This is a genomic window from Herbaspirillum sp. 3R11, assembly GCF_004563925.1.
In the GTDB taxonomy this organism is placed as follows: domain Bacteria; phylum Pseudomonadota; class Gammaproteobacteria; order Burkholderiales; family Burkholderiaceae_D; genus Herbaspirillum.
In genome coordinates this window covers 146,288-168,104 of sequence record NZ_SPNJ01000003.1, presented here as the reverse complement: position 1 = coordinate 168,104, position 21,817 = coordinate 146,288, and the positions used below count along the sequence as shown (strand labels likewise).

The 21,817-nt window shown below is 61.1% G+C and carries 21 protein-coding genes; 11 read left to right on the top strand and 10 right to left on the bottom strand.

The genetic code is table 11. The features are described 5' to 3' along the window. Positions 1-43: 43 nt before the first annotated feature. On the bottom strand, positions 44-1,060 hold the full coding sequence (locus E4P32_RS14225; RefSeq protein WP_199525654.1) for an NAD(P)-dependent alcohol dehydrogenase: 1,017 nt from the start codon (positions 1,058-1,060) through the stop codon (positions 44-46). 118 nt (positions 1,061-1,178) lie between these two features. Here E4P32_RS14225 and E4P32_RS14220 point away from each other — a divergent pair, with 118 nt between their 5' ends. Beyond that, positions 1,179-2,087, top strand: a complete 909-nt coding sequence (locus E4P32_RS14220) for a LysR family transcriptional regulator (RefSeq protein WP_116435156.1) — start codon at positions 1,179-1,181, stop codon at positions 2,085-2,087. 140 nt (positions 2,088-2,227) lie between these two features. Further along, positions 2,228-4,354 (top strand): TonB-dependent siderophore receptor, encoded by a 2,127-nt coding sequence (locus tag E4P32_RS14215; protein ID WP_116435157.1) that lies wholly within the window; start codon positions 2,228-2,230, stop codon positions 4,352-4,354. 104 nt (positions 4,355-4,458) lie between these two features. Here the strand turns inward: E4P32_RS14215 and E4P32_RS14210 are convergent, their stop codons facing one another. Continuing rightward, a complete protein-coding gene (locus E4P32_RS14210; RefSeq protein ID WP_116435158.1) occupies positions 4,459-5,136 on the bottom strand; it encodes an alpha/beta hydrolase in 678 nt (225 codons plus the stop codon). Positions 5,137-5,262: 126 nt separating this feature from the next. Here E4P32_RS14210 and E4P32_RS14205 point away from each other — a divergent pair, with 126 nt between their 5' ends. After that, positions 5,263-5,898 (top strand): hypothetical protein, encoded by a 636-nt coding sequence (locus E4P32_RS14205; protein WP_116435159.1) that lies wholly within the window; start codon positions 5,263-5,265, stop codon positions 5,896-5,898. A gap of 10 nt (positions 5,899-5,908) precedes the next feature. Here the strand turns inward: E4P32_RS14205 and mog are convergent, their stop codons facing one another. Further along, positions 5,909-6,523 (bottom strand): molybdopterin adenylyltransferase, encoded by a 615-nt coding sequence (mog, locus tag E4P32_RS14200; RefSeq protein WP_116435160.1) that lies wholly within the window; start codon positions 6,521-6,523, stop codon positions 5,909-5,911. Further along, positions 6,507-7,109 carry a ribosome biogenesis factor YjgA gene (gene yjgA / locus E4P32_RS14195; RefSeq protein WP_116435161.1) on the bottom strand — a complete coding sequence of 201 codons (603 nt, stop codon included), beginning with the start codon at positions 7,107-7,109 and terminating at the stop codon, positions 6,507-6,509. Before yjgA ends, mog begins: the two co-directional genes overlap by 17 nt. A gap of 70 nt (positions 7,110-7,179) precedes the next feature. Between yjgA and pmbA the strand changes: the two genes are divergently transcribed. From pmbA to E4P32_RS14180, 3 genes are all read left to right on the top strand, one after another. Continuing rightward, entirely contained in the window at positions 7,180-8,544 is a 1,365-nt protein-coding gene (gene pmbA, locus E4P32_RS14190) for a metalloprotease PmbA (RefSeq protein ID WP_116435162.1), read from the top strand. A 260-nt stretch (positions 8,545-8,804) separates the two neighbouring features. Further along, positions 8,805-9,569, top strand: coding sequence for a carbonic anhydrase family protein (locus E4P32_RS14185; RefSeq protein ID WP_158559733.1), 765 nt, complete (start codon positions 8,805-8,807; stop codon positions 9,567-9,569). 181 nt (positions 9,570-9,750) lie between these two features. Beyond that, entirely contained in the window at positions 9,751-11,349 is a 1,599-nt protein-coding gene (locus tag E4P32_RS14180) for an MDR family MFS transporter (protein ID WP_116435164.1), read from the top strand. A 77-nt stretch (positions 11,350-11,426) separates the two neighbouring features. On the opposite strand, the gene E4P32_RS14175 is transcribed toward E4P32_RS14180, so the two are convergent. The 4 genes from E4P32_RS14175 to puuE form a co-directional block, all read right to left on the bottom strand. Further along, complete coding sequence (locus E4P32_RS14175) at positions 11,427-11,609, bottom strand: 4-oxalocrotonate tautomerase (protein ID WP_116435165.1); 183 nt, start codon at positions 11,607-11,609, stop codon at positions 11,427-11,429. A gap of 18 nt (positions 11,610-11,627) precedes the next feature. Beyond that, positions 11,628-12,365: a class II aldolase/adducin family protein gene (locus tag E4P32_RS14170; protein WP_116435166.1), complete on the bottom strand. Its 738-nt coding sequence runs from the start codon at positions 12,363-12,365 to the stop codon at positions 11,628-11,630. Between the two features lie 65 nt (positions 12,366-12,430). Then, positions 12,431-13,276, bottom strand: a complete 846-nt coding sequence (locus tag E4P32_RS14165) for an outer envelope protein (protein WP_116435167.1) — start codon at positions 13,274-13,276, stop codon at positions 12,431-12,433. A gap of 73 nt (positions 13,277-13,349) precedes the next feature. Continuing rightward, a complete protein-coding gene (puuE, locus tag E4P32_RS14160; RefSeq protein ID WP_116435168.1) occupies positions 13,350-14,297 on the bottom strand; it encodes an allantoinase PuuE in 948 nt (315 codons plus the stop codon). Between the two features lie 154 nt (positions 14,298-14,451). Here puuE and uraH point away from each other — a divergent pair, with 154 nt between their 5' ends. The 4 genes from uraH to E4P32_RS14140 all read left to right on the top strand — a co-directional run bounded on the left by uraH (position 14,452) and on the right by E4P32_RS14140 (position 18,945). Further along, positions 14,452-14,805 carry a hydroxyisourate hydrolase gene (gene uraH / locus E4P32_RS14155; protein WP_116435169.1) on the top strand — a complete coding sequence of 118 codons (354 nt, stop codon included), beginning with the start codon at positions 14,452-14,454 and terminating at the stop codon, positions 14,803-14,805. 418 nt (positions 14,806-15,223) lie between these two features. After that, complete coding sequence (locus E4P32_RS14150; protein ID WP_116435170.1) at positions 15,224-15,946, top strand: DUF4198 domain-containing protein; 723 nt, start codon at positions 15,224-15,226, stop codon at positions 15,944-15,946. Between the two features lie 227 nt (positions 15,947-16,173). Further along, positions 16,174-16,581, top strand: a complete 408-nt coding sequence (locus tag E4P32_RS14145) for a DUF2946 domain-containing protein (protein WP_116435171.1) — start codon at positions 16,174-16,176, stop codon at positions 16,579-16,581. 102 nt (positions 16,582-16,683) lie between these two features. Then, the gene (locus E4P32_RS14140; protein ID WP_116435172.1) at positions 16,684-18,945 is read left to right on the top strand and encodes a TonB-dependent receptor; all 2,262 of its coding nucleotides are present in this window, start codon (positions 16,684-16,686) and stop codon (positions 18,943-18,945) included. A 70-nt stretch (positions 18,946-19,015) separates the two neighbouring features. On the opposite strand, the gene E4P32_RS14135 is transcribed toward E4P32_RS14140, so the two are convergent. After that, complete coding sequence (locus E4P32_RS14135) at positions 19,016-20,389, bottom strand: SAF domain-containing protein (RefSeq protein WP_199525663.1); 1,374 nt, start codon at positions 20,387-20,389, stop codon at positions 19,016-19,018. A 156-nt stretch (positions 20,390-20,545) separates the two neighbouring features. On the opposite strand from E4P32_RS14135, the gene E4P32_RS14130 reads away from it, so the two are divergent. Next, positions 20,546-21,514, top strand: a complete 969-nt coding sequence (locus E4P32_RS14130) for a LysR family transcriptional regulator (RefSeq protein ID WP_116435174.1) — start codon at positions 20,546-20,548, stop codon at positions 21,512-21,514. A 23-nt stretch (positions 21,515-21,537) separates the two neighbouring features. Here E4P32_RS14130 and E4P32_RS14125 read toward each other — a convergent pair whose 3' ends face one another. Further along, positions 21,538-21,726 (bottom strand): hypothetical protein, encoded by a 189-nt coding sequence (locus E4P32_RS14125; RefSeq protein ID WP_029363234.1) that lies wholly within the window; start codon positions 21,724-21,726, stop codon positions 21,538-21,540. Between the last annotated feature and the right edge of the window lie 91 nt (positions 21,727-21,817).

Below are 21,817 nucleotides of genomic sequence, written 5' to 3'. Positions count from 1 at the left end.
CGCCGTTTTTGTTTGTGCCGAATCCGGATGAGCGCAAGCGCAGTCAATCCATGCGCACCACCAGCTTGCCGAACGGGCCGCGCTCCAGATGATCAAGCGCGGCCGGCAGTTCTTCCAGCGCATAGACCTTGTCCACCACGGGCTTGAGACCGAGGTGATCGACTGCGCGGATCATGTCTTCCAGCGCGCGGCGATGACCCACGCCGATGCCCTGGATGGTCGGCCGGCCCAGGAACAACGGCACGCTCGGGCTGTGGATTTCGGCCTCGCCCAGCATGCCGATCACCGACACGCGCCCGGCCTGTTTCAATGCTTGCAGCGACAGCAGCAGGTTGTCGCCGCCGACCATTTCCAGCACGTGGTCGGCGCCGCGTCCAGCGGTGAGGTCGCGTACGGTAACGTCCCAGCGCGGCGTCTTGCGGCGGTTGATCGCATGCGTGGCGCCGAGCTCTTTTGCGCGCGCCAGCTTGTCGTCGTCGCCGGAGAGCACGATCACATTGGCGCCGTGCGCCGCGGCGAATTGCAGGCCGAACAGCGACACGCCGCCGGTGCCCTGGATCACCACGGTCTGGCCCGCGTGCAGATGACCTTGCTCAACCAGCGCAAACCACGCTGACAGCGCGGCGCAGGGCAGGGTGCTGGCATGAACGTCAGCCAGCGTGGCGGGTGCGTGTACGGCCCATTCCTGTTTCAGCACGACATATTCCGCCAGCGCGCCGGTCAACGGTCCGCCCAGTGTGGAGGCATGCGCCGGCCAGGGACCGTCAATCCAGTCAGCCCAGAACGTCCCGAGCACGCGGTCGCCAGTGCGGAATCGGTTGACGCGCTTGCCCACCGCCACCACGGCGCCGCTCAGGTCCGAGGCAGGCACCAGCGGCGGCGTGATCTGCAGGCCGCCGCTGCCGTCTTCGATATTCAGCTTGTCGCGGTAATTCAATGCCGCCGCCGCGACCTTGACCAGGATTTCATCGTCTGCCGGAGTCGGGACATCGACCTGTTCCAGTTGCAGGTGCTGCCGGCCGAATTGAGGAAGACGCCATAGCCGCATGGTATTGCTCATTGCTTGCTCCTTGATGGATGGGAATGAGCATGAGTCTATCGGCGACGTGTTTTGTCATGTGGTGGCGATTTTTCATTTGAATGTAGAATTTAATTCTTCAATTGAGAGGAGAAAGATCATGACCGACCGGCTCAGCGGCATCGCCGTTTTTGTCCAGGCGGTGGAGGCGGGCAGCTTCGCCCGCACCGCCGAACGCATGCACCTGTCACGCTCGGCCGTGGCAAAAAGCATCGCGCGGCTGGAGGAACGTCTGGGCGTGCGGCTGTTCCATCGCACCACGCGCAGCCAGAGCCTGACCGACGAAGGACAGGCATATCACGAGCGCTGCTTGCGCGCGCTGGATGAGCTTGAGAGCGGCGAAGCGGCCGTCAACGCGGGTCGCGGCCTGCCGGGCGGCCGCGTGCGGCTGAGCATGCCGGTGCTGTTCGGACGCCGTTGCGTGGCGCCGGTGCTGGTGCGCCTGGCGCAACGCTATCCGGCGCTGGAGTTGACCACCTCGTTCACGGACCGTGTCGTCGATTTGGTGGATGAAGGCGTGGATCTGGTGATCCGCAGCGGCCCTCTGCTCGACAGCAGCGGCATCGTTGCGCGTCGTCTGGGCATGCAGGAAACCTGCTTGTGCGCGGCGCCGGCGTATCTCGCCCGTCGCGGCATGCCGCGGAGTATCGCCGATCTGGCGAGCCATAGCGCCATCTTGTATGGTCGCAGCAGCCGCGATGCACAGATGAAGATGCGTGACGAAGAGGGTAAATTGCGCGACGTTGTCATTCCACATCAACTGCGCTTCGACGACCTGGAGGCCATCGCCGAGGCGGCACTGGACGGCGCCGGGCTGGCACGGCTGCCAAGCTGGAGCATTGCCGAGCATCTGGCGCAGGGGCGGTTGGTGCCGGTGCTGGAAGAGGTTTCCCAGGTTTCTTTCGACATGCACCTGATGTGGCTGGCGAGTCGGCATGTGCCGCAGCGCCTGCGCGTCGTCATCGACGAGTTGATGGCGAGCGTGCCGCTTTTGCTGACGGGAACCTGACGTATAACTACAACATACTCGTGACAATTCGCTGTTTTATGGGATGTTTGGCGCCAAATTGTTACAAGAATTTACACACACTTACAATTGAAAGCTAATATTAATGAGAACGATTAACATTAATAATGAGGTAAGGAACAATGGAGTTTCGCATCAAGCCGGGTTACCTGGCAGTTCTGGCGACGCTGTCGCTGACATCGATCAACACAGCGTGGGCGCAAAGCGCCGGCAGCCTGCCTGAAGTCCAGGTCAGCGGAGCCCGTGAGGGCTACGTCGCGCCGACCTCCGTCAGCGCCACCAAGAGCGAAGCGCCGCTGCGTGACATTCCGCAAACCATCAACGTCATTTCCGCCGAAGTCATTCGCGATCAGCACGCGACTTCGCTGCAGGACATCCTCAAGAACGTGCCCGGCGTCGGCCTGTCGACCGGCGACGGTCAGCGTGACCAGGTGTACATACGTGGCTTCACCGCCATCGGCGATCAGTTCGTCGACGGCTTCCGCGACGATGCGCTGTATTTCCGCGATCTGTCCAATGTCGAACGGCTCGAAGTCATCAAGGGCCCGGCAGCCGTGCTGTACGGCCGCGGCTCGTCGGGTGGTCTGATCAATCGCGTCACCAAGAAGCCGGGCGTCGACATCAGCGACGTCAGCGTCAGCTTCACCAGCACCGCCGGCCGTCGCGGCGAGATCGATGTCGGCCGCAGCGGTGAGACGGTGTCGTGGCGTCTGACCGGCGCGCGCGAGCAATCCGACAGCTACCGCGCCCAGCAATTCATCGACCGCACGGCGATCTCGCCATCGGTCGAGGTCAAGTTCACTTCCGACACCAAGTTGTTGCTGCAGGCCGACTACATCGAAGACCGTCGCCTGACCGACTTCGGCATTCCTTCGTATCAGGGCCGTCCGGTCAGCGTGGATCCGGGCAAGTACTATGGCGCCGCCAATGCGCGCGACGCCGATTTCAGCCAGTCGCGCGTGGCATCGACTGCGGCGACATTGACGCACCGTTTCAACGACAGCCTGTCGCTGCGCAATGCGTTCCGTTACTACGACTATCACCTGAACCGCAACAACACCAATATCAGCGGCAACGTCAACGAAGTTGATCGTACGATGCAATTTGGTCATGCTGCGTTGAGTCGCGACGAAAATGGCTGGTTCAACCAGACTGAGCTGACACAGAAACTGACGATCGCCGGTACAAAGCATGAAATCCTCTATGGCGTGGAAGTTGGTCAGCAAAGCAAGGATTCGGTGAGTTCCAGCGGTCCAACGTCGGGGCCAACCTCGATCTTCAATCCGTTTTTGCCGACCATCGTCGCAAGCGCGGTGACCGTGACCAACCGCACCTTCGGCACCTATGACACGTTGGCCGGCTATGTGCAGGATACGATCGCCTTCAGCGACCAATGGAAAGCGTTGCTGGGTGTCCGCTACGACAGTTTCAAGCAGCAGTCGCGTGTTGTTACGACCAGCACTGCAAACTTGTCGCGCACTGACAATGCCTTCAGCCCGCGCGCTGGCCTGGTCTGGCAACCGGGCGAGACGCAGTCCTATTACCTGTCGTGGAGCCGTTCGTTCCAGCCTTCCGGTGAAACGTTGCCGCTGGCGACTACCAACGCCGACATCGCGCCTGAAAATACGCGCAACACCGAAGTGGGCGCAAAGTACGATTTTCTTGATGGCCGGGTCAGCGCGACCGTGTCGGTATTTCGTCTTGAGCGTGACAACATCAAAGCTGCGGACCCTATCACCAAGGTGATTATCCCTGTTGGGAAACAGCGTACGGATGGTGTGGAACTGACCTTGAGCGCGGATTTGAAACAAGGCTGGAAGGTACTGACCGGATATGCCTACCTGGATACCAAGGTGACCGACTCGATCGCCGTTGACAGCAGCACCAACGTCGCCGGCAGCCCAACGGTTGCCAACAACGTTGCGATCAAAGGAAAACGCGCCACGTTGACAGCAATGCACTCTGCCAATTTGTGGTTGACGAAAGACGTCGGAAATGGATTTACCTTGGGTGGCGGCGCCAACGCCGTGGGCAGCCGTTTCGCGAATCCGGGTAACACCGTGAGCCTGCCGGGTTATTTCACTGCCGACGCGATGGCGGTGTACAAGGCGGCCAAGTACTCGGTGCAGTTGAATGTCAACAACATCTTCAACACCGGCTACATCGTCTCCGGCCACGGCAGCAGCCCGAACCTGAGCTTGCCGGGCGCGCCGCGAAATGTCGCGCTCACACTGCGTTACTCCATGTAATCGAAGTAATCCCGGTACGCCGGGCGCAACATGAAAAAAGCCTGCGATGTGATCTACATCGCAGGCTTTTTCTTTGGCGAGGCAGCTTCTTGCTGCAACCAGATTTACTTCGGCAACACCCGCGCCAGCCACTGGCCGATGTCGTCGATTTCTTCCTGGCAGACCGAATGCTGCATCTGGTATTCATGCCATTCGATGTCATGGCCGAGCGCCTTGAGCGCATCGCGCGACTGTTCAGCGCGTGCAATGACAACGACCGGATCCTGGCGGCCATGCGCCATGAAAATCGGCGAGGCGTGATTGGCGGCATGGCGTTCAGCTTCGATCATCGCGGCCAGCGGCAGGTAGCCGGACAGGCACATCAGGCCGGCCAGCTTTTCCGGATGGCGCAGGCCGGTTTGCAGGGTCATCGCGCAGCCTTGCGAGAAGCCGGCCAGCACGATGCGTTCGGCCGGAATGCCGCGCGCCTTTTCCTTGGCGATCAGTGCTTCGACCAGCGCCTGCGAGGCGCGCAGGCCGGGTTCATCTTCGCGACGCACCAGGTCGGGCGTGAAGATGTCGTACCAGGCGCGCATGACATAGCCGCCGTTGATCGTCACCGGCATCGTCGGTGCGGTCGGGAAGATGAAGCGGATGGCCTGGCTGCCGGACAGGTCGAGTTCGCGCACGATAGGCACGAAGTCATTGCCGTCGGCGCCGAGGCCGTGCAGCCAGATCACGGCGGCGGTGGGGTTGGGAGCGGATTCGATTTCGATGGTCTGGAGCGGGGCGGGTGCGGACATGTATTTTCTTCGGGTCAGGTTTGCGCAGCTTGGTGCACAATAACGTTTTACGGCGGAGATGCCGGAAGCGCCATGATACGACGATCCCGGCGGAAAATCTCCCGCCTGCCCCGATGGAGACCCTCGATGAAAAAAATCGCCGCGCTGCTGGCCTGCGCACTGACCCTGACTGCAACTCTGACCGCGATGCCGGCGGCGCACGCAGCGCTGGAAGGCAGCCTGTTCCAGCCCAATGGTGAAAACCTCATCATCCAGCCGCCTACCGGCTGGCGTCTGGCCTACATGAACGGCGATCCGAACGGCGACTATGTGGTCGAGTTCCTGCCGCAGAACGAAAGCCATGACTCCTGGCGCGAAGGCTATATGTCGGTGCAGCGCGGCGCGGCCTCCGTCAGTCCTGGCGTGCACATGTCGACCCAGATCGTGCAACGTGTGCTGCAAGGCGCGCAAAACGGTTGTTCCGGGCACTTCACGCCGATGAAGCAGAAGGACTCCATGACCAACGGCGCGTACACCTCAATCAGCGGCGGCTTTTGCGATCGTTATGGGCCTGCAGCACCGTTCGGCGAAGGCAGCCTGGTGGCGGTCATTGAAGGAACCAAGAATCTGTTTCTGGTGCAGTTCGGCTGGCGGCCATCGACCCCCAACGAACTGAATGGATATCCCCTGCGCATCACGCCGCAGCGGCTGCAGGTGCTGCTTGATCAGATCAATCGTGCGATGTTGTGCGGAGGAGCAGATCAGCTGACCTGTCCTCGTTGAAGAGGATTGCTTATTTGGCCGGACGTATTGCCGACTTGGGACGGAAGGCCTTGCAGACCGCTTCGTTGGTCTCGATGTACGGGCCGCCGATGAGGTCGATGCAGTAAGGCACAGCGGCGAAAATGCCGGCCACCTGTTGTTTGCCGTCGGCATCCTTGACGCCTTCCAGCGTTTCGCGGATGGACTTGGGCTGGCCCGGCAGATTCATGATCAGGGCGGCGCGGTCATTCGTTTCACGAATCACCGCGACCTGGCGCGAGAGGATTGCCGTCGGCACGAATTGCAGGCTGATCTGGCGCATCTGTTCGCCGAAGCCCGGCATTTCCTTGGTGGCTACCGCCAGCGTGGCTTCCGGCGTGACGTCGCGGCGCGAAGGGCCGGTGCCGCCGGTGGTCAGCACCAGGTCGCAACCGACCACATCCACCAGCTCGATGAGTGTCTGTTCGATTTGTGCGCGGTCGTCAGGGATCAGGCGGGTTTCCATGCGCCACGGGCTGGTCAGCGCAGCGCCGAACCATTCCTGCAACGCCGGAATACCCTTGTCTTCGTAGACACCACCGGAAGCACGATCAGAGATCGACACCAGGCCGATCAGCAGTTCGTCCGGATCAGTCTTCGTGCTCATCGTCCAACTCGTCTGCGTCATCTTCCGCGGCATTGGCGCCACGCGACGCAACCTGCAGTTGCTTGAGGATCTGGAAAATTTCGCGATACGCCTTGGGCGGCTTGTTCTCGGCCTGTTCCTTGCGGGCATTGCGAATCAACGTGCGCAGGTGCTGCGCGTCGAGGTCGGGATGCTGGGCGAGCAATTCGGTGAGGGCGTTGTCGTCTTTCAACAACTTTTCGCGGCGACGCTCAAGTGCATGCATGGAGGCGGTGTCCGCTTTGGACAGGCCGCGCCAGCTGTCGAGCGTCTTCTGGATGGCGGCAATTTCGTGCTCCTCCAGCGTGCGCATCTTCTTGCCGACGAATTGCATCTGGCGGCGACGACCTTCGTGATCCTTGATCTGCTGGCATTCAAGGATGACGTCACGTACATCTTCGGGCATGGGGACGCGCTTGACGCGGTCGCGCGGCTCGGCAACCAGTTCTTCGCCCAGTTTCTGCAACGCTGTCATATCGCGTTTCAGTTGGGATTTGGAGGGACGGTCGTATTCCTGCTCGAATTCGTTGGATTGGAAGCCGCAGGACCCGCGATTGGGATTTGGCATGATTCAGAAAAAATAAGCTAAACGACTGCTATCATACCCGTTTTATACGCATTCCGAAGAAAACAGCCCAATGAGCGATACCGTATTTACCCACAGTCAAGACCAATTGAAGCAGCTTGCCCAGGATGTGTTGCGTTACGCCAAGGAAAAGGGCGCTTCGGACGCAGCGGTCGACATCAGCGAAGGCAGCGGATTGTCGGTAGCGGTGCGCAAGGGCCAGATCGAGACCATCGAGCAGAACAAGGACAAGGGCATCGGCGTCACCGTGTACCTGGGTGAAGGCCGCAACGTGCGCCGCGGCAACGCCAGCACTTCGGATTTCTCGCAGCAGGCGCTCAAGGAAACGGTGGAAGCCGCCTACAACATCGCGCGCTTCACCGCGATCGACGACTGCGCCGGTTTGCCTGACGAAGAAAACCTCGAACTCAATCCACGCGATCTCAAACTCTGCACGCCCTGGCTGATCACCGCCGAAGAAGCGGTCGAACTGGCGCAGCGCTGCGAAGCCGCCGCGCTGTCGGTCGACAAGCGCATCACCAACAGCGAAGGCGCCAGCGTCTACGCGCAGCAATCGCATTTTGTCGCGGCCAATTCGCGCGGCTTCATCGGCGGCTATCCGTTCTCGCGCCACACCATTTCGGTGGCGCCGATTGCCGGCAAGGGCTCCAACATGCAGCGCGACGACTGGTATTCGTCGATGCGCGATCCAAAGAAACTGGCCAAGCCGGAAGCCATCGGCCGCTATGCCGCCGAGCGCGCGCTGGCGCGTCTGAACGCCTGCAAGCTGTCGACGCGCAAGTGTCCGGTGCTGTTCGAAGCGCCATTGGCGGCGGGTTTGCTGGGCGCCTTCGTGCAAGCGGTGTCGGGCGGCGCGCTGTATCGCAAGTCGACCTTCCTGCTCGACTCGCTGGGCAAGCAAGTGTTGCCCGACCATATCCAGATACTCGAAGATCCGCATGTCATCGGCGGCGTCGGCTCCGCCCCCTTCGATGACGAAGGCGTCAAGACGCATCGTCGCGAAGTGGTCAGGGACGGCGTCGTGCAAGGCTATTTCCTGTCGACCTACTCGGCGCGCAAACTGGGCATGGAAACCACCGGCAACTCCGGCGGCTCGCACAACCTGTCGATCACATCGTCGCTGACCACAGCGTCCGACAACTTCAAGGGCATGCTCAAGAAACTCGACACCGGCCTGCTGGTGACCGAGCTGATGGGGCAGGGCGTGAATTATGTGACCGGCGACTATTCGCGCGGCGCGTCGGGCTACTGGGTCGAGAAGGGCGTGATCCAGTATCCAGTGGAAGAAATCACCATCGCCGGCAACATGAGAGACATGCTGCGTCAGATCGTCGCCATCGGCAACGACACCCTGATCCGCGGCACCAAGGAAACCGGCTCCATCCTGCTGGAAAGCATGACCATCGCGGGCGACTGATAGCGCCTTCGCTCTTGCCTGTCTCTCTTCGTACAGCCGCCTGAATTTTCTTCAGGCGGCTCGTCAGACTCTCCGGTTATCAGCTTCCTGATAGCGACTCTCTCCCTGTTTTACCCAGTGTTGTCACAACGATAAAGACGTCGTTCGATTTCGAACAGGCCGTTGTATATCGGTTAATCCTCTTCACGCGACGTGTTTCGGACAAGCGCGCGACTAAAATTTCGGCCTCAGTGACGAACAACATGGGACCGAGGATTTTCATGAAATCAACGATTTTTTTGGGGGCCGACAAGGCGTTGCCTGCGATGCTGTTATTCACGGTCATGCTGGCCGGCGCTACGCCGGATGCGACGGGAGAAGGCGTGCGCTTTGATTATGCGCATCAGGCAGGGTGGAAGGAAGTGCATGGTGACCGCCAGTCGCCGGTTGCACTTGATTCGAACAACGCGATGCCGGATCTCGACGACGATGAAGACGACAGCATCAAGATAGTGCGCACGACCAGAGACGCCATCGTGGTGGACAATTCACACACGATACAAGTCAATGTATTGCCGGGAAATTTTGCGACCATCCGCGGCCGCCGCTTTCAACTGCAGCAGTTCCACTTCCACACACCGGCCGAGCATGTAATCGACGGCAAGCGATATCCGCTGGAGCTGCATCTGGTCTACCGCGCCAAGAACGGTCGCCTTGCCGTGATCGGTGTGCTGTTTCAGAAAGGCGCCGCCAATCCTGCATTTGACGCCATCATGCGACGCGTCGTACGCGCAGGGCAGGCGGAGCCGATGCCTGAGTTTGACATCAGTCCGTTGCTGCCGGCAGACCTGAGTTATTTCCAATATCTCGGTTCGCTGACCACACCGCCGCTGACCGAGAACGCGGAGTGGCATGTGCTGTCGCAGCCGGTCACCTTGTCGTCTGCCCAACTGGAAGATTTTCATCGCTACTACACGGCCAACAGCCGTGACCTGCAGCCGCTGAATGGTCGCGAGGTGCTGTATCACCGCGACGCGAAACGCTGACGCCGGCATCGTTGCCACGACATTCTGCAGGGTACGTCCGCAATTGATAGAATGACGGTTCAGTCACTTCAGGCTGGCGCCTGTGATGAATGTGGTCGTGCACGACAAGTAATCATTTCCAGGTGCTTGTCGTTTCGCCAACATCAACATCTGCAAGCCCCGGCCAAACGATTTTCCCAACATGTCTCCACACAAAGAAGCCGCGCATTCGAGCGGTCAAGTCTTGCCTTTCCGCGAATCCCTGATGGCCACGCTCGGCATCTGCTTCGTCATCATGCTGGTGGCGCTGGACCAGACCATCGTCGGCACCGCCTTGCCCACCATCGTCGCCGAGCTCAAGGGCTTCGACCTGTATGCCTGGGTGGCGACGTCGTATCTGCTGACGTCGGTGATCACCGTCCCGATCTTCGGCCGGCTTGGTGATTATTTCGGCCGCAAGCCGTTCCTGATCGCTTCCATCATCATCTTCGTGATCGCCTCGATGCTGTGCGGCATGGCCGACAGCATGCTGTTCCTGGTGCTGGCGCGCGGCCTGCAAGGCATCGGCGGCGGCATGCTGGTCGGCACCGCGTTCGCCTCGGCGGCGGATCTGTTCCCCGATCCGCACATCCGCCTGCGCTGGCAGATCATCCTCAGCGCAGCCTATGGCATTGCAACTTCGGTGGGCCCATCGCTGGGCGGCTTCCTGACCCAATCGCTGGGCTGGCGCTGGACCTTCTACGTCAATTTGCCGGTGGGCCTGGTGTCGCTGTTTTTTGCAATGCGCTACATCCCGCACATCCGTCATCACAAGCACGTCGGCAAGGTTCGCCTTGACTGGGTGGGCGCGCTGCTTATCTCGGTGGCGCTGGGCAGCTTGCAACTGCTGGTGGAGCTCTTCCCCAAGCGCGGCCTGACCGGCGGCATGCTGGCCTTGCTGGTGGTTGCCATCGGCGCGTTTTACGCGTTGTGGAAATGGGAGCGCCAGGTCGAACAACCGATCCTGCCGTTCGAGATGTTCAAGGATCCGGCGCTCTCCAGCCTGTTCCTGCTGTCGGTGCTGGCTGGCTTTTCGATGTTCTCGATGCTGATGTATGCGCCGCTGCTGTTCCAGGGCGGTTTCGGCATGTCACCGCGCGAAGCGGGCCTGCTGATCACGCCGCTGGTGGCCTGTATCACCGTGGCGAGCATCGTCAACGGCCGCATCGTCACGCGCATTCCCAATCCCAACATGATGATGTACGTCGGCTTCGTGCTGATTGCGCTGTCTTGCCTGGGCATCGTGCTGTCGCAACGCAATACGTCGACCGGCTTCATGCTGGCGACGATGCTGGCCGGCGGCTTCGGCCTCGGGCTGGTGCTGCCCAACCTGACCGTGTTCGCCCAGCAGGCCGCAAGCCGCGAACATCTCGGCATCGCCACCGCCTTGCTGCAGTCGCTGCGCATGATCGGCGGCATGCTCGGCACCGCCGTGACCGGCACGCTGGTCACGCAGATGTACGGCAGCGGCGTCGAACGCGCGCTGGAAACCGATCACGCAGCGCAGTGGCTGGCCGAATTCAAGGACCCGGAAATCCTCGTCAACCACGACATCCAGTCGACCCTGCTGGCGCAAATGCTGCAAGCGGGACATAACGGCTCGGCCTTGCTGGATGCTGCGCGCGATGCGCTGGTCGGCGCCATCCACATGGGCATTGCGCTGGCGGTCGTGTCCGCGCTGATCGGCTTGTGGATGGTGCGACGGGTGCCGCTGATCCGTTTCACGCCGAATGAAAAAGTGGAGACGGTGCTGTCCGAATAGAACGATTTCAGGATTCACAAATAGAAAAACGGCGTGCACATCCTGCACGCCGTTTTTCTATTTCTGCAGTGTCGATGTCAGTCCGACCAGAGCTTGCCGGCGGTCGCCCAATTCTCCTTGCGCACGTCCTGGATGATGATGTCGACCGATTCGGGACTGCATTGCAAGGTCTTGCAGGTCGCTTCGGTAATCGCTTTCACGAGTTCGCGTTTTTGTTCGATGCTGCGGCCTTCGAACAGCTGGATGTTGAATGTGGGCATGTCGTCTCCTCGGTAAAATCAATTCTTGTAGGACGCGTCGATCGCATCCAGCTTGCGCAGCAATGCCGGCCATTCGAGCAGGCCTTCGGGGCTGCCGTCGCCAAGCAGTTGACGGTGCGTCTTGCGGCAGACATCCGTCGCCGGCATGTGCAGCGCCTGGCCGCCGGCTTGCGCCAGCAGCTGGATGCGACAGGCCTTGTCGAGCGTATCCATCAGCACGTAGGCCTCGGCAATGGTGCGCCCGCACACCAGACTGCCGTGGTTGCGCAACAGCAGCGCCGGCAAATCGGCCAGGCGTTCAATCAGACGGGTCTGCTCGGTCGGCGTCAGCGCCAGTCCTTCGTAGTCGTGGCAGGCGATGGCCTCGTAGAAGCGCAGCGCGTGTTGCGATAGCGGCAGCAAGCCCTGCGGCTGGGCGCTGACGGCCACTGCATGATCATTGTGCAGATGCATGACGCACAGCGCATCCGGACGCGCCGCGTGCACCGCGCCGTGGATGGCGAAGCCGCTGACGTTGATACGATAGGGGCTGTCGCCGACGATCGCGCCGTGGCGGTCGACCTTGACCAGGTTCGAGGCGCAGACTTCATCGAAACGCAAGCCGAAGGGATTGAGCAGGAAGTGGCCGGGCTCGTCCGGAACGCTGGCCGAGATGTGCGTATAGATCACGTCGTCCCAACCCTGCAGCGCGCACAGGCGATAGCAGGCGGCGAGGTCCAGGCGGGTCTGCCATTCATTGCGGCTGATGTCGGTCATGGGCAATCGGGTGTGTCAATGAAAAAGGGGACGCAAGTGCGTCCCCCGGTATGTTACACGCAGACTCAGAAGTGATATTCCGCGCGCAGCATCGGCGTCTTGGCGAGCGAGCCCGGCACCGTCGAACGGTTGCCGAACTTGTTGCGCCAGTACTGATATTCCACGCCGACGCGGAAGGTGTTCTTGCCCATGCCCAGCGGGGTGCCGACGTCGTACATGATCTGGCCGTCGAAGTTCAGCTCCGGGCTGGTGCTGTTACCGAATTCATCCTTGCCCTTGGCGGCGATGTAGTTCAGATAGCCTTCGAACGCGAAGCCGCTGGTGCCGAACGGAATGCCCCAGGCGGCGTTGAACATCGGATGGGTGTCGTAGGAATAGCGGTTGGCGATGCCGACCGGCTTGTTGCTTTCCCACAGCGCGAAGATGCTCAGGTTGAGGAAGCCCGGCACGTCCATCATCAGCGTCGGACCGGCCACCCACATGCGCTTCTTGGAGCCGTAGCCCGGATCGTTCTTGGTGTTGAGGTCAACGCCCAGCGTGAAGCCGACGCCGCGCGCCGGGCCGAAGGCCAGGTCCTTGCCGCTGATCTTGCCGATATCGAGCGTGTGGCGATAGGTCAGGTAGGCTTCCTGTGCGTTGCTGTCCTTGTTGTCGGACATGAGGAAGTCGACGTTGAGGAAATTGGTGCCGTACTTGTAGCCGCTGGCATGGGTGAAGTTGACGATGTTCTTGCTGATGTCCTGCGTGTTGAACGGCTCTGCGAACTTGGTGCCGTAGCGATAGCCGATGGAATTGTCGCTCCAGTCGGCGCCGTGTGCGTGCTGCACGGCAGCCAACGCCGACAGTCCGATCAGGCCGGCTGCGAGATGTTTGCCCAGTGGCGTGCGCACAATTGCGTTTGCTTTCTGCATGGTGTCTCCTCCATTGAATGGTATAGGTGTGCTGCTTTTTTATGGTTTTCCGTGGAGCCGCCACGGCGGTAGATCAAAGCTTGAACGGATTGGTAAATGGATGAGTAGCGCGCCAGTGCTCGGCGATGTCGATGCGACGTGTAATCCAGACCTTGTCGTGCTGCTGCACGTAATCGAGGAAGCGCGCCAGTGCGGCGGCTCGCCCCGGCCGGCCGACGATGCGGCAGTGCAGGCCGACCGACAGCATCTTGGGACGATCGAGTCCGGCCGGATCGCCTTCGGCGTACAGCACGTCGAAGGCGTCCTTGAGGTAGTCGAAGAATTGCGTGCCGGTGTTGAAACCCTGCGGCGCGGCGAAACGCATGTCGTTGCTGTCGAGCGTGTAGGGTACGATCAGCTGTGGAGTCGCGCCATGCGCGGTTTGTACATTGTCCCAATAGGGCAGGTCGTCGGCGTAGCTGTCGGCGTCGTAGGCGATGCCGCCGTGTTCGGTCACCAGGCGGCGTGTGTTGGGAGAATCGCGGCCGGTGTACCAACCCAGCGGCGCGTTGTTGGTGATGTCCTTGATGATCGCGATCGCTTCGGCGATGTGGCGGCGTTCGGTAACTTCATCGATGTTCTGGTAGCTGATCCAGCGCAGGCCGTGGCAGGCGATCTCGTGGCCGAGCTCGAGGAAGGTGGCGGTGGCTTCCGGATTGCGCTGCAACGCGCGCGCCACGCCGAACACGGTCAACGGCAGCTTGCGCTCTTCAAACAGGCGCAGCAAGCGCCACAGGCCGGCGCGTGAGCCGTATTCGTAGAGCGATTCCATGCTCATGTGGCGGGCGGCGAAACTCTGGGCGCCGATGATTTCGGACAGGAAAGTTTCCGAGCCGGCGTCGCCGTCGAGCACGCTGTTCTCCGCGCCTTCTTCGTAGTTCAGCACGAACTGCAACGCGATGCGCGCGCCGTTCGGCCAATGCGCATGCGGGGGCGTACGGCCGTAACCGGTGAGGTCGCGAGGATAAGTGGAATCTGTCATGTCTCCTGCCTTGGAATCGTTTTTTGCATCTTCGCCGAATTATGTCTTCAGAATTGATTACAGATATAACGGCGAACGTATATGGACCTGATCTCAGCGGTATATCATTTGCGACTGAAATGATCTACAAAATTTGTCAACGAGAGGAAACACAATGGGAAAACTGAGCACCCACGTCCTGGACGTCACCCAAGGCAAGCCGGGCGTCGGCGTCAAGGTGGCCTTGTTTGCGGTCCGCGGCAACGAGAAGGTCCTGCTGAAAAACGCCGTCACCAACAGCGACGGCCGCTGCGATGCGCCGTTGCTGCAAGGCGACGAATTGTTGGCGGGACGTTATGAACTGGTGTTCGGCGCCGGCGATTATTTTGCGGCGCAGGGCGTGCAACTGCCGGCCCCGCGTTTCGTCGACGAAGTGGTGCTGGCGTTCGGCATTGCCGACCCGACTCAGAATTACCACGTGCCGCTGGTGGTCTCGCCGTGGTCGTATTCGACGTATCGCGGCAGCTGAACACGCCACGCTGTTGCGCGGACGTAAAAAAATCCGGCCCTCCCTCAAGGAGCGGCCGGATTTTTCATGGGCGGTCGGGAAAAATCCGATCAGAACTCGTTCTGCAATTTCTTGTAGCCCTGCACCAGCTCATTTTAACTGCGGCTACCTGCGCCGATGAAGGCGCACGGTTTTGCCGATAAAGAGCGGCACCCATTTTAGGGGGCTTTTCGGATTCAGGGTTTTGTCAGCTTCTGCTATAATGATAATCATTCTCGATAATTAAAATAACCGAGCCGAAAGCCAGGTTGGCGCCATCCGGCGCTGCGCATGATCTCCCGTTTCGTTCTTCCTCTCCGGCATGGCGTTGTTCGTTGCGCCGGAGAGAGTTTGTCGTTTTGCATCATAAAAACACCTAGCCCCTGAAAGGAAGCACTACATGAAACTGAAACGTCTCGTCATTCCCGCCTTGCTGTCCACCTTGCTGCTGGCCGCGTCCGCGCAGGCTCACCACGTCTGGCTGCAGCAGGACGCCAAGTCCGCTAACCTGTACTTCGGCGAGTTCGGCGAAAACCTGCGCGAAACTTCGCCTGGTTTGCTCGACCGCTTCGTACAACCGAGCGCCGTCCTGCTGGGCGCCAACGGCGACAAGACACTGGACGTGAACAAGGGCAAGAACGCCTACGCACTGTCGGCACGCGCCGGCAAGGGCGAGTCCATCGTTGCTGAAGAAGCCCACTATCCCATCCTCGAACGCAAGACCGGCGAGACCGTGACGCGTACCCTGTGGACCCCGGCTGCACGCCTGGTCACCGGTTTCGCCGAACAGGCGCCGCGCCTGACGCTGGACATCGTGACCACCGGCAAGCCGGGAGAATTCAAGCTGGTCTACAAGGGCCAGCCGCTGGCCAAGACCAAGATCAGCATCATCACCTCGGCAGGCTGGGGCAAGGAAGGCCACACCAATGAACAAGGCCTGGTGAACTTCGATCTGCCATGGCAAGGCACTTATGTCGTTGAGGCGCACCACATCGACAAGACCGCCGGCGAGCGCGACGGCAAGCCTTACGACGTCGCCAGTTTCGTCACCAGCCTGACCGTGGCGCAGACCAAGGGCATCAAGGCGCTGCCGACGCCACCGGCCGCAACGCCGAACAAGTAATCCGGACGATTCACCCCTGCAGACTTCCCGGCTTGCAGGGGTGCGACAATTTGTCGCACCTGCTTTCATCCGGTCTTGCCGTGGCGGCCTGCATCGTTTGCAGACCGCCACCGGCAAGCCTTTCCAGCCTCTCAAGTTTTTCCCTCCCCGCCGCGTACGCATCGCCATCGGCCTGAACACCAGTTCCGGCGCTGCATTGCCGTGCATGTGCATGCTACATTCGCAAGATGGGGAAGCAGACATCGGGCCGTTCGAGCCCATCCATCCGCAACACAATCACCGCGTGGACCGCCATTTTGGCGGTGCTGCTGATGGTGCTCGCCCCGACGTTTTCCGCGGCGTCGCAAGCGTGGTCGCAGGAGCGCGGCGGCTCGTTCTGGATGGAAATCTGCAGCGCCTTCGGCGACAAGACCGCCAACGACGCTGACCGCGACACCGGTAAAAAGGAGGCTTCTTCCTCGCATTGTCCGTATTGCCTGATGCATGCCGACGCCGTCGCGCCGCCACGGCAACCGATGCCGACCGAGACCGTGTTTACCATTTCACATTTCCTGCCGCGCCTGTTTTATCGCGCACCGCAGCCGCTGTTTGCCTGGACCGTCGCATTGTCGCGGGCGCCGCCGCTGGTTGCCTGAATGTCGTGGCAACCGTTGCGGGTTTGACGGTTGCCTTCCCTGTTCAGTCAACTTGTGCAAGTGCGGCTCTCGTCCGCATCTGCGCCGCCGGTCCGGATCAACATGAAAAATACCAAGCCATTTCCATTCCCTTTGCGACCCTTGTTGCTGGCGATGATCGCCGCGTGGAGCCCGCTCAGTCAGGCGCAAACTCAATCGCAAGCTGAAGGCGCTGCCGCCTTGCCCGAAGTGGTCGTCAAGGAGTCGCGCTCGGTCAGCGAAAAGAACCAACTGCCGACCACCACCGAAAGCATCACCGCCGCCACGGCGGCCGACACCGTCAACGCGATGAACGTCGAGGACACACTCAAGTACCTGCCCAACGTGTTGGTGCGCAAGCGTTACATCGGCGACACGCAGGCGCCCATGTCCACGCGCACCACCGGCATCAACGCCGGTGCGCGCAGCCTGATCTACGCCGACGGCATGTTGTTGTCGGCGCTGATCAACAATAATAACGGCAACGGTTCGCCGCGCTGGTTCATGGTCGCGCCGGAAGAAGTCGAGCGCATCGACGTGCTGTACGGTCCGTTCGCTGCGCAGTACCCGGGCAATTCCTACGGCGCCGTGACCGAGATCACCACGCGCATGCCCGATCACTTCGAAGCCAGCGTCAAGGCCAATACCGCGTTCCAGGATTTCAGCCAGTACGGCACCAGCAATACTTATCGAGCACAGGAGTTGAGCGCCACGCTGGGCAACCGCAGCGGCGACCTGTCGTGGTGGTTCAGCGCGAATCATCTGGACAGTTATAGCCAGCCGTTGACCTACGTGACTGCCGCCACGGCGCCGGCCGGCAGCATCGGCGGCTACGCTGCGCAAGACCGCACCGGCAAGAATATCTTCGTGCTCGGGGCGAACGGCCTGACGCATACCGTGCAAGACAACGCCAAGCTCAAGCTGGCCTATGATTTTTCGCCGACGCTGACCGCCGCCTATACCCTTGGCTATTGGCAGAACCGGGCCGATTCGCATGGCCAGTCCTACCTCCGCAACGCGGCCGGGACCATCATTTATCCCAGCGGGCTGGCCAGCAATTACACCGAACAGGAGCAATGGATGCAAAGCCTGTCGGTGCGCAGCAAGACCCAAGGCGTGTTCGACTGGGAAGCAGTCGTGAGCAATTCCTCCATGTCCAAGGATCTGACACGTACGTCGACAGGTCTTTATCCTGCTGCACAAAACGGCGGCGCCGGCACTGTCGCCGATGCCAGCGGCACCGGCTGGAACACGCTCGATCTCAAGGGCATCTGGCGTCCGGACGGTCTCAAGGGTGCGCACATCGTCAGCTTCGGCGGACACTACGATCAATACAAACTGGTCAGCCCGACTTACCTGACCAGCAACTGGGTTTCCGGCAGCAACGGCGCCTTGTCGACCGATTCGCGCGGCAAGACCGAGACGTCCGCCGTGTGGGCGCAGGATGTCTGGCGCCTGGCGCAAGACTGGAAGGCGACCCTGGGTGGGCGCTATGAATGGTGGCGCGCGTTTGGCGGCTACAACTATGCGGTCGCCGGCGGCGGCATCAATCAACCTGAAGTGCGCAATTCCGGCTTCTCACCCAAACTGTCGCTGGCATGGACGCCCGGCGATGCGTGGCAGGTGACCGGTTCGTTCGGCAAGGCCCTGCGTTTCCCGACCGTGGGCGAGCTGTACCAGAACGTGCAGGGCAGCGACGGGATCTTCCGCCAGCCCAATCCCAACCTGCAGCCGGAGCGCGTGCTGTCGAGCGAACTGGCGATCGAGCGTGCGCTCGACAAAGGCAAGGTGCGCGTGTCGCTGTTCCAGGAAGAAGTATCGGACGCGTTGATTGCACAGACGGCGACGCTGGGCACGGTGGTGTCGTCCTATACGCAGAACATCGACAAGACGCGCCAGCGCGGCGTCGAACTGGTGCTGCAAAAAGACGACGCGCTGATCCGCGGACTCGAGATCAACGGCAGTGTGACGTACGTCGATGCGCGCATCCTCGGCAACAGCAGTTTCGTCTCGACCACCTCGACCTCGGTCGGCAAGCGCACGCCTTACGTACCGGAGTGGCGCGCTACGCTGGTCGGCACTTACCGTCCCGACGACAAGTGGGCCTACACGCTGGCGGGACGCTATAGCGGCCGCTTGTACGCCACCGTCGACAACAGCGACGTCAATACGCATACCTACCAGGGCTTCGACAGCTACGTGATTTTTGATGCGCGCGTACGCTACAAGATCGACAAGCACTGGAGCACCGCCGTCGGCATCGACAACATCACCAACAAGGATTACTTCCTGTTCCATCCGTTTCCGCAGCGGACCTTGTTTGCAGAGTTGAAGTACGACTTCTGATACGTCGTCGCCAAAAGAAAATCGCCGTCCGGTGTCATGCCGGACGGCGGTTTTTTCATGCGAGTTCAGATCATGCGGCGATGCTGTCGCGCGGCGCCGCCAATCCCATTTCCTTGCGGAACAGCGCCTCCATTTCTCGCCGCACCTGGATCGCCTGCACGCTGCTGTCGATGGCGACGTCGCTCCAGCGCACTGCCTGACCCGCTGCAACCGGACGCTGCAGCACGATGTGATGCGCCAGGCCGATCGGCAATGCTTCGGCGTTGAGCGAGTCGGCTGCCGGCATCAGTTTGCCGTAGACCATGTGGCCGCCTTCGCCGTCCAGCTTCTCGCCCGGTTTGAGATCGCGCTTGGCGGTGGCGACGGTGTCGCCGCTGAAGGCCAGCGTGCTGCCGGTGGCCTGGCCGCGCACGGCGATGTTGGCCACCGAGATGCCGAGCTCGAGGCCGATCAGGTGATACGGTTTGTACATGGTGGCGTAGCGGCCGCTGGCATCGGTCTTGAGTCCGTACTGGGCGAAGCAGTCGCGTACATAATCGCTTGGCGCTTCGAAGGTCACGTACACGCCCCAGCGCAAATCGCGGAACACCGGACGGCCGTCACGCTCCAGCGACGACACCACTTCCACCGTGCCCGAGTGCGGCAGGATGCCGCCCGCCGAGGCAGGCTTGAGCAGGTTCGGCAGATCGTCCACGCCGCAGGGCGGGAAGGCCAGTCCGTCGGCGCCCGGCGTCAGGCCGCAGGCGTTGGCCACCGCGCCCATTTCCAGCGCCGACTTGGTGCCGTCGAGGAAAGAGTTGAACATCTGCGCATTGAAGTCGCCCGACGCCACTTGCGCCTCGCTGAAGCCGTAGTGGCCCCACACGGTATCCGGTGTGGATTGATGATAGATGGGCAGATACTTGGTGCCCTTGCCGGCGCACACCACGTCGAAGCCCGAGGTGCGGGCCCAGTCGACCATCTCGGCGATCAGCGCCGGCTGGTCGCCGTAGGCCATCGAATAAATGATGCCGGCTTCGGCCGCACGGCGCGCCAGCAGCGGTCCCGCCAGCGCATCGGCTTCGACGTTGACCATGATGATGTGCTTGCGGTACTGGCAGCACAGCAATGCGTGGCGGATGCCGGCGGCGGGACTACCGGTGGCGTCGATGACGATGTCGAGTTGCGGATGCGCGATCATCGCTTCGGCGTCGTCCTGCACGAAGGTGCTGCCGTCGCGCAGCGCTTCATCCCACGAGCGCGCGGCGTGCATGTCGTCCTTCCAGCCGACGCGTGTGAGCGCCTGTTTGGCGCGCGCCGGCGAGAGGTCGGCGATGCCGAGCAGATGCACGCCGGGCGTGCGCGGCACCTGCGAGAGGAACATCGAGCCGAACTTGCCGGCGCCGATCAGGCCGACCCGCACCGGTTTGCCGGCCTGGGCCAAGGCCTTGAGCTGATTGAACATGTTGGACATGCGGTCTCCTTTGTAGGTTTGTCGCCCGCATCAGCAAGAAAATGAACGTGCAGGCGTAAAAGCAGAAAAAGAGTAGCATTGGGATTTTTCCCGGTAAATGCCGAATATCACACACTTCATGTGCAAAAAATCGCATACGGAAATCCCATGAACAAGTTCGACTGGAATGACCTGCAAGCCTTCCTCGCCGTGGTCCGTGCCGGCCGCCTGACGGTCGCTGCGCGTCAGCTCGGCATTGATCATTCGACGCTGAGCCGGCGTATCGTCGGGTTGGAACAATCCCTCGGCGCGGCCTTGTTCGACCGTCGCTCGGCCGGTTACGCGCTGACCGTCGAAGGCGAGCGCCTGATCCCCGAAGCCGAAGCGATGGAAAGCCTGGCGGTGCGCATCCATGCGCGCCAGGACGATCCCGCTCAGGGGCTGACCGGCTCGATCCGCATCGGCACGCCGGAAGCCTGGGGCACCTATTTCCTGGCGCCGCAACTGGACCTGCTGGCGCAGCGCCATCCGGAGCTCGAAGTGGAACTGATCGCCAATCCGCGCCTGTTCAGCCTGTCCAAACGCGAGGCCGATATTGCCGTGAGCATGACGCGGCCCGAGCAGGGACGCTTGTATGCGCGGCGTCTCAACGATTACGAACTGGGCATCTACGCTGCACGCGACTACCTGCGCCGCCAGCCTGCCATCGGCGACAAGTCGCAACTGGAGGCGCATCCCTGGGTCGGCTATGTGGAAGACCTGATGTGGTCGCGCGAGCTGGATTACCTGTCCGAGATTTCTCCGACGTTGCGGCCGCGCATCCGCATCTCCAACATCATCAGCCAGATGGCGGCGGTGGTCGGTGGGGCAGGCTTGGGCGTGTTGCCCTGTTTTATGGCGCGGCGCGAGAAGAAACTGGTGCGCCTGTTGCCGCAGGTGAAACTGTATCGGTCCTACTGGCTGATCACGCATGCCGACGCGCGCGACATCGTGCGCGTCAACGTGGTGGCGGATTTCATTGCGGAGCGGGTGGAGGCGGAAGGGGCGTCGTTCTGGATCGACGATGACGGCAGCGTGGTGACGCGTGATGCCGCTCGGGAAATAATGTCAAAAAAGAAACGTAACAAGTCAGGCTAGGAGAAGTGACGGCAGGCGGCGCGTCAATTGCTCCTGGCCTTTTCAATCGTGGAGCGGGCGGCTTCCATCAGCGCAGCCGGTTCTTCCGCATCGGAATCGAGGTATTGGTTTTCCAGATTGATTGCCAGATTGCTCATTTTTTCAGCAAGGTCGGCGAGTGCGACGCTGAGTTCGCACATCAGGCTGGACATTGTTTTGGGAGAGTTTGCCATGTCTCTTTCCTTAAACGGATTCGACAGGGCGGACCTGTCGGAACTGCTGGATTTTCACAGACGGTCGACAACTAAACGGCGCAATTTACTG

What these genes read in the sequence shown, in the direction of transcription:
- E4P32_RS14225 (WP_199525654.1), bottom strand. Translation starts at nt 1,060, where the DNA reads ATGAGCAATACCATGCGGCTATGGCGTCTTCCTCAATTCGGCCGGCAG.
- E4P32_RS14220 (WP_116435156.1), top strand. Translation starts at nt 1,179, where the DNA reads ATGACCGACCGGCTCAGCGGCATCGCCGTTTTTGTCCAGGCGGTGGAG.
- E4P32_RS14215 (WP_116435157.1), top strand. Translation starts at nt 2,228, where the DNA reads ATGGAGTTTCGCATCAAGCCGGGTTACCTGGCAGTTCTGGCGACGCTG.
- E4P32_RS14210 (WP_116435158.1), bottom strand. Translation starts at nt 5,136, where the DNA reads ATGTCCGCACCCGCCCCGCTCCAGACCATCGAAATCGAATCCGCTCCC.
- E4P32_RS14205 (WP_116435159.1), top strand. Translation starts at nt 5,263, where the DNA reads ATGAAAAAAATCGCCGCGCTGCTGGCCTGCGCACTGACCCTGACTGCA.
- mog (WP_116435160.1), bottom strand. Translation starts at nt 6,523, where the DNA reads ATGAGCACGAAGACTGATCCGGACGAACTGCTGATCGGCCTGGTGTCG.
- yjgA (WP_116435161.1), bottom strand. Translation starts at nt 7,109, where the DNA reads ATGCCAAATCCCAATCGCGGGTCCTGCGGCTTCCAATCCAACGAATTC.
- pmbA (WP_116435162.1), top strand. Translation starts at nt 7,180, where the DNA reads ATGAGCGATACCGTATTTACCCACAGTCAAGACCAATTGAAGCAGCTT.
- E4P32_RS14185 (WP_158559733.1), top strand. Translation starts at nt 8,805, where the DNA reads ATGAAATCAACGATTTTTTTGGGGGCCGACAAGGCGTTGCCTGCGATG.
- E4P32_RS14180 (WP_116435164.1), top strand. Translation starts at nt 9,751, where the DNA reads ATGTCTCCACACAAAGAAGCCGCGCATTCGAGCGGTCAAGTCTTGCCT.
- E4P32_RS14175 (WP_116435165.1), bottom strand. Translation starts at nt 11,609, where the DNA reads ATGCCCACATTCAACATCCAGCTGTTCGAAGGCCGCAGCATCGAACAA.
- E4P32_RS14170 (WP_116435166.1), bottom strand. Translation starts at nt 12,365, where the DNA reads ATGACCGACATCAGCCGCAATGAATGGCAGACCCGCCTGGACCTCGCC.
- E4P32_RS14165 (WP_116435167.1), bottom strand. Translation starts at nt 13,276, where the DNA reads ATGCAGAAAGCAAACGCAATTGTGCGCACGCCACTGGGCAAACATCTC.
- puuE (WP_116435168.1), bottom strand. Translation starts at nt 14,297, where the DNA reads ATGACAGATTCCACTTATCCTCGCGACCTCACCGGTTACGGCCGTACG.
- uraH (WP_116435169.1), top strand. Translation starts at nt 14,452, where the DNA reads ATGGGAAAACTGAGCACCCACGTCCTGGACGTCACCCAAGGCAAGCCG.
- E4P32_RS14150 (WP_116435170.1), top strand. Translation starts at nt 15,224, where the DNA reads ATGAAACTGAAACGTCTCGTCATTCCCGCCTTGCTGTCCACCTTGCTG.
- E4P32_RS14145 (WP_116435171.1), top strand. Translation starts at nt 16,174, where the DNA reads ATGGGGAAGCAGACATCGGGCCGTTCGAGCCCATCCATCCGCAACACA.
- E4P32_RS14140 (WP_116435172.1), top strand. Translation starts at nt 16,684, where the DNA reads ATGAAAAATACCAAGCCATTTCCATTCCCTTTGCGACCCTTGTTGCTG.
- E4P32_RS14135 (WP_199525663.1), bottom strand. Translation starts at nt 20,389, where the DNA reads ATGTTCAATCAGCTCAAGGCCTTGGCCCAGGCCGGCAAACCGGTGCGG.
- E4P32_RS14130 (WP_116435174.1), top strand. Translation starts at nt 20,546, where the DNA reads ATGAACAAGTTCGACTGGAATGACCTGCAAGCCTTCCTCGCCGTGGTC.
- E4P32_RS14125 (WP_029363234.1), bottom strand. Translation starts at nt 21,726, where the DNA reads ATGGCAAACTCTCCCAAAACAATGTCCAGCCTGATGTGCGAACTCAGC.